General features: G+C 47.2%; 7 protein-coding genes. All 7 read left to right on the forward strand.

Features of this window, described 5'->3' with window-relative positions; translation table 11 throughout:
* Positions 1–381: 381 nt before the first annotated feature.
* Complete coding sequence (locus tag IQ219_RS15255; RefSeq protein WP_194020416.1) at positions 382–573, forward strand: type II toxin-antitoxin system HicB family antitoxin; 192 nt, start codon at positions 382–384, stop codon at positions 571–573.
* Positions 570–752: a type II toxin-antitoxin system HicA family toxin gene (locus tag IQ219_RS15260; RefSeq protein WP_194020417.1), complete on the forward strand. Its 183-nt coding sequence runs from the start codon at positions 570–572 to the stop codon at positions 750–752. Before IQ219_RS15255 ends, IQ219_RS15260 begins: the two co-directional genes overlap by 4 nt.
* A 161-nt stretch (positions 753–913) precedes the next feature.
* Positions 914–1222: a hypothetical protein gene (locus IQ219_RS15265; RefSeq protein WP_194020418.1), complete on the forward strand. Its 309-nt coding sequence runs from the start codon at positions 914–916 to the stop codon at positions 1220–1222.
* Positions 1219–1584 (forward strand): DUF6516 family protein, encoded by a 366-nt coding sequence (locus IQ219_RS15270; protein ID WP_194073176.1) that lies wholly within the window; start codon positions 1219–1221, stop codon positions 1582–1584. The genes IQ219_RS15265 and IQ219_RS15270 overlap by 4 nt, the downstream gene beginning before the upstream one ends.
* 97 nt (positions 1585–1681) lie before the next feature.
* Positions 1682–2758 carry a RuBisCO accumulation factor 1 gene (locus IQ219_RS15275; protein WP_194073177.1) on the forward strand — a complete coding sequence of 359 codons (1077 nt, stop codon included), beginning with the start codon at positions 1682–1684 and terminating at the stop codon, positions 2756–2758.
* A gap of 75 nt (positions 2759–2833) precedes the next feature.
* Positions 2834–4096 carry a VWA domain-containing protein gene (locus tag IQ219_RS15280; protein ID WP_190596594.1) on the forward strand — a complete coding sequence of 421 codons (1263 nt, stop codon included), beginning with the start codon at positions 2834–2836 and terminating at the stop codon, positions 4094–4096.
* Between the two features lie 17 nt (positions 4097–4113).
* Positions 4114–6646: tetratricopeptide repeat protein (locus tag IQ219_RS15285; protein WP_194073178.1), on the forward strand; the 2533-nt coding region annotated here is incomplete at its 3' end.

Genomic DNA, 6646 nt, shown 5'->3' on the forward strand with positions numbered 1-6646 from the left:
TAATTCTTTTAAAATTCAAAAGACAACATTATTTTTTCCCTTATATTGTACAATCAGTTTATCGTTTTGTCGGCATTTTTTAAAAGATTATAATAAAAATGTAACTTAAAGTATGATTGAAAGCCTCGTAAGACGAAATTTTCTGAAACAACAGTCTAATATTTCCCTCCGTTTGTATTGCTTCTGTGGTTGGATAGAATAATACAAAAGGAGTAATCATTTTTCATGTTTTTCAATAGCGAAAGTTATCTCTTCTATTCTCTCATCCCTTACAAAAAGGCTAATTTGAGTTTTATAGATGACGATCGTCTCTCAATTCAGACAAATAAGGTAAATTTACGTAGAATAAGAATCAAGCAAGTTTGTTTCATAAGTTAAATCATGAAAATCACCTATACTTATTGGAAAGAAAACGATGGTACATTCTTGGGATATTTAAATGAATTCCCTGACCATTGGACCCAAGGAACTGATCTAGAAGACCTGATCGAAAATCTAGCTGATTTGTACAAAACATTTACAGAAAATGAAATACCAGGAATCAAACGGGTAGCAGAATTTGAACTTGTATGAAAAGACGAGCATTAATAGTTCTTTTGGAACAGGCGGGCTGTGTCTTAATTCGGCATGGGTCAAAACACGATATTTACCACAATCCGAACAATGGCAAAACTGAACCTATTCCCAGACATCGAGAAATTAACGAACGTTTAGCTAAAAAAATTATCAAGAGCTTAACTCAAGATTATTAGGTGGTTGTTTGGCGATCGCCCGATGAACAATCCTTTGAAGCAGACGAAGCGGCAATTTTAACGGGGGTTGTCACCCTCAGCTACGCCGCCTGGTAATATTGGCAAAGCATTTAAATTTAGTGGTTTAAAATACTTAACTAATCCCTAGGAATTAAAGGACGATGCTAGATATTAAACTTACTTTACAGCCAGATACGGAACAAAAATTAAAAATTATCCTCGATAGTGGCATTGACAATGAAAGATTTGCTCAAAATATCATTGATTATCAAATCAAGGAACTGCAACGGGGAATTTTAAATTTGAAGCTAGACCTAGATGAGTTTGAGCGAAAATATCAAATGTCATCGGAGTTATTCTATGAACAATTTTCCCAAGGAATTTTGGACGATGAAACAGATTTTATGATTTGGTCAGGTCTAGTGGAGTTGCTGCGCCACAATCAATCACAACTCCGAGCACTACAATGATCCAGCGTTATTTTTCAGAAATTGAAAAGATTATCTCTGAATTCCCCAATATACGCTTCTATACCTTAACCCAGAAAGTTTATAACAATTGTCAAGGTTGTATTAGTGGCTCTATAGTTTTTGACAATAACCACCGCCTTGATTTTGTCGAAGTAAAAAACACTGACTTAGAGCACAAAATTAAATATAGATACCACTACATGGACGACAGACAAGAAATTATTTTTCGCTATGATAACGCTCCGCACCATAATCATATTTTAACTTTTCCCCATCACAAGCATGAAAATAATCAAATTAAACTAAGTAATGAGCCAAATTTAGATGAAATACTGCTGGAAATAACTCGGTTACAACGATAGTTTAGTCTAAGTTGTCCTAACTTTTAAAATATTACTTTGCTTGCCCAGTTTTTTCTTTAGTATTGTATGCTCATTTTAGAAGATCGCATTTTGTCCTATGACCCATTCCCCTGAATCCAATCCGACTTTGAGCGCCGCTGAAGCCGCTGAACTGATCCGTTCCCTATTGCATAAAGAGGGCACCTGGGTGGATTGGGGCAAAAAATGTCAGCAATTGCAGAAGTCCGGTTACGGTGCTGAAGAAATTTTTGAGCAGTCCGGCTTCCAAAAAGTGCAGCAAAATTTGGTCATTGTGGCCAGCCAAGTTTATGAAAGTCTGGTTAAGCAGGGCATAGATGAACCAGTCTTGGCCTATTTTCGTGGTCCCAAAAGCGATGTGCTCTACGAGCTCCGCATCCTCAACCATCAACAACGGGCGATCGCCGCAGTGGAGGCCCAACAAAAAAACCTGGCCGCCGATGAAGCGAAGGAATTGGCCAAAGCATTTCAGGAGTTTGGTTACCTATCCCAACTGCCAGAAGGCTTTACCGACCATCCCGGAGATGCCTTAGCCTATCAATGTTGGAAATTGGCCCGGCAAAAAAAGAACTTACCGGAAAGAACCCGTTTAATCGTCAAAGGATTGAAATTCGCCCATTCTCCCAACGCCCGCACGGCGATCGAAAAATTACTGACCGATTTAACCGCCCAGCCCAGCCGGAAAGCGCCCCTGGTGCCCGTGTTTCGCCTCGAGGAAGACCAGGAAGCGGCCCGACTCATTCCAGTGGCAGGGACTTTTCCCCTCCAGCCCCAGGCGGTGCAGGCAGTGCAATCCCTAGAGCAAGTGGAACCCTTTGGTTTAGTTAATTACCAAGGCAGTGGAGCGGTGGTGCCGGTGCCCCAGTGGCAAGCGATTTTAACAGCGGTGGACCCGGTGGCTATTTTTTGCCAAGCAGGGGAAGTGTCAGAATCCTTAGCCCGTAAGGATGAACAGGTTTTAGTGGTGGTGGATCGCAGCCAAACAAACTGGAATGATGGCAGTTATTTTCTGTTTAGCCAGGGGGAAACGCTGGCAATTCAATGGTGTGAAACGGAGCCGGAAAAAGAAATTCTGGCCAAAGTGGTGTTGGTGCTACGGCCGAAGAAAATTTTCGATGCCAATAACCTGCGGGAACCCTGGCAAATGGATGATTAGGCCAGCAGTGCAGTTTCCCATCCCAGGGCAGAAAATCTTGCAGTAAGCTAAAGGAAAAAGTTTGAGTTGCTCCCCATGCGTATCGACCTTTCCTTGCTGTTAAGTGACCAAAATTTGGATGCTGGGGCCCCCACCAGTCAGCGACAGTTGCGGGTAGCAGTGGCGGCCAAAGCGGACGAGGCCGATCGCCGGTTGCCCCTAAATTTATGTTTGGTGTTGGACCACAGCGGTTCCATGGACGGCCAACCCCTGGAAACGGTCAAAAGTGCAGCCCTGGGATTAATCGATCGCCTGGGGGAGGATGACCGGCTGTCGGTTATTGCCTTCGACCATAAAGCGAAAATTATTATTGAAAATCAACAGGTGCGGAACGGAGCGGCGATCGCCAAGGGCATTGAAAGGTTGAAAGCAGAAGGGGGCACCGCCATTGATGAGGGGCTAAAACTAGGCATTCAGGAAGCGGCTAAAGGTAAGGAAGACCGGGTTTCCCACATTTTTTTGCTCACCGATGGGGAAAATGAACACGGGGATAATGACCGTTGTCTGAAACTAGGCACCGTCGCATCGGACTATAAATTAACAGTCCATACCCTTGGATTTGGCGACCACTGGAATCAGGACGTGTTGGAGGCGATCGCCTCTGCGGCCCAGGGCAGTTTGAGCTATATCGAAAATCCCAACGAAGCATTGCAGACTTTTAGTCAACTGTTCCAGCGCATGAGCAGTGTGGGGCTCACCAATGCCCAGCTTTTGCTGGAGTTAGAACCCCCAGCCCATCTCGCCACTGTCAAACCTGTGGCCCAGGTATCCCCGGAAACCATGGATTTAACCGTGCAAACTCAGGGGCAAAACTATGAGGTTCGTTTAGGAGATTTGATGACCGACCAGGAAAGGGTATTACTCCTCAACCTTTACCTAGACCAATTACCTCCGGGCAGTCACGTCATCGGCCAGGTGAAAATTCGTTACGATGACCCCGCTTCGGGCCAAACTAATTTGCTTTCCGAGCCTTTACCCTTGACCATTCAGGTGCAAACCCAATATCAACCAAGCACCGATGCCCAGGTACAGGAATCCATTCTCAGCTTGGCCAAATATCGCCAGACCCAAATCGCTGAAACTAAGCTCAAAGCTGGCGATCGCCAAGGGGCGGCCACTATGCTCCAAACCGCCGCCAAAACCGCTCTGCAAATGGGGGATAAAAACGGGGCCACCGTCCTGCAAACCAATGCCACTAGGCTACAATCCGGGGAAGATTTGTCCGAAGGCGATCGGAAAAAGACCCGCATGGTCAGCAAAACCACCCTCCAGGCACCGTCGTCCCCACCGTCGGAATAATGGTTTCCTCTGGGGCTATGGGAAGCAAAACCGCTAGGTTCTGGCAAAGGTTGATCGCCATTGGTCTGCTGGGGAGCGGCCTATGGATGGGGCCCACGGCCAGTCAAACCATGCCCAACAGCGATGCCCGCACTTTATACGAAGCTGGTGTAGAACAATTCAATCAAGAACAACTTCCCGCCGCCATCGAATTGTGGCAGAAGGCCCTGGCAATATTTGAACAAAATGGCGATCGCCGGGGCATGGGGGACTGTCTCTATGAATTAGGCTTTGCTTACTATTGGTTGGGGGAATATGACCAAGCGATCAGCAATTACCAAAAAAGCTTACTGATCGCCGAAGAATTTGCCGATGTACAAAGACAGGGAACGCTATGGGGCTACCTTGCAGATGCCTATTTCTATGCTCCTGCCTACGCTGGCCGCCAGGAATTGATCATCTCTGCGGGGGAAAAAAGTTTAACCCTGGCCGAAGCGAGCGGGGACTACCTGCGGCAGTGGTTTAGCCATCACCGTTTAGGGGAAGTACACAATGGTCTGGGAAATTATGCCCAAGCTCTGCACCATTACCAACGGGCCGTGGCCGTGGCAGAAATTCTTCAAGATCCCTCACTACAGCGTTTAGCCCTTGCCAATGTGGGTTTAATCCATATCCGCCAAGAAAATTACCGACCAGCATTGGAAATTTGGCAACGGGAATATGGGCTGCGCCAGCAGTTGGGGGAAACGGAAGGGACCGCCGAAAGTCTGCAACTTTTGGGTTTTGCGGCCTACTGGCTCAATGATTATGGCCAAGCCATTAATTACTATCAAAAAAGTCTGGAATTAGCCCGGGCCACTGAGCAACGGAAAACGGAGCAGTTATCTCTGGCTGGGTTGGGGGATGCCTATTATTACGTGGGGGACTATGCCCAGGCTCAACAATTTCACCGGGATAGTTTGACCATTGCGGAGCAGTTAGAAGATTGGGAAGTGATGGCAACCCTCTACAACGCCTTGGGCACCGATTATTACACCCTAGAACAGCCGCAAGAGGCGATCGCCTATTATGAAAAATCCTTAGATCTAGCCCAAAAGTTACAATCCCGGGGCAATACCTTTGCCAATGCCCTATCGGGGTTGGGGCAGATTTACCTCACCCAAAATCAACCTTCCCAAGCTCTGGACTATTTTCACCAAAGCTTAGAAGTTTATCGGGCCATGGGTAATCGTTATAACGAAGGGGCCGCCCTCAGTAACATTGGCCATGTTTACCTCCAACAAAAACGCTATGACCAGGCGATCGCCAATTTTCAACGACGTTTAGCCATTTCGGAGGAAATTGAGGAAATCCATGGCCAAGCCCAAGCCTTAGGGGAAATTGGTCTGACTTTAATACTGCAGAAGAAATATGCCGAGGCCGAAGCACCATTAAGGGCAAGTTTGGCCCTATCGGAATCAATCCGGGAAAAGTTAAAGGAAGATCAACTCAAAGTTTCCTTTTTTGATACCCAAGCCTCTGTATATCGCCTATTACAATTAGTCCTGATTAAGCAAAACCGAGTCGAACGGGCCCTGGAAATTGCCGAACGGGGCCGGGCTCGGGCCTTTGCGGAATTATTAGCCCAGCAACTAGACCCCCAGGATCGGCGAATTAACCTAGAATCCCCCGACTTAGAAACCATACGGGCCACGGTCCAGCGGGAACAGACCACAGTGGTGCAGTATTCCCTCATTGATGAAGTTAATCAACTTTATATTTGGGTTATACAACCAGACGGAAAAATCCAATTTCGCCAAACAGATCTGGGGGATCTAGAGCAATTACCCCAGGTAGATATTGGTCAAACCGTCACCCTGGCCCAAAGGGCGATCGCCGGTCAACGGCCCCAAGCCGTATTAGCTAATCCAACGCCCCATAATCCCCTCTGGCAACTGGAGCAAATTTTGATCGAACCCATTGCGGACCTTCTCCCCCAAGATCCCAATCAAGCGGTCATTTTTATCCCCCAAGGCCCCCTCTTTTCCGTGCCCTTTCCTGCTTTGACCAATGGTAGGGGCGAAGCTTTAATAGACCGCCATATTCCCCGCACCATGCCTTCTTTACAGGTTTTGGCCCTCACCCAACAGCTAGAAACAAATCTTCCCCCTCAAGTTGATCCCCAGAGCAGTAAAGGCCACAAGTCCGACCTCATTGTCGGTAATCCCATCCTGGCGGATAGTCTGCAACAATCCCCCTATGGCCTAGGCAATCTCCCCCACGCAGAAGCGGAAGCCGTGGCGATCGGGCAACTATTGCAAACTGAACCTTGGTTAGGGAAAGAAGCTACCCTGACTGCGATTATGCCCCAGGTGCCAGAGGCCAGAGTCATCCACCTTGCCACCCATGGATTACTGGACAATTTTCGCCAGGGGGGTCTGCCAGGGGCGATCGCCTTGACGCCGGAGGGAGACAATAACGGCTTATGGACCGCCAATGACATTGTGCAACTCCAGATAAACGCAGAATTAGTGGTGCTGAGCGCTTGTGATACGGGGCGGGGAAAAATTACTGGGGATGGGGTGTTAGGAC

Origin of the sequence: Synechocystis sp. LEGE 06083 (genome assembly GCF_015207725.1) — a bacterium.
Lineage (GTDB): Bacteria > Cyanobacteriota > Cyanobacteriia > Cyanobacteriales > Microcystaceae > Synechocystis > Synechocystis salina.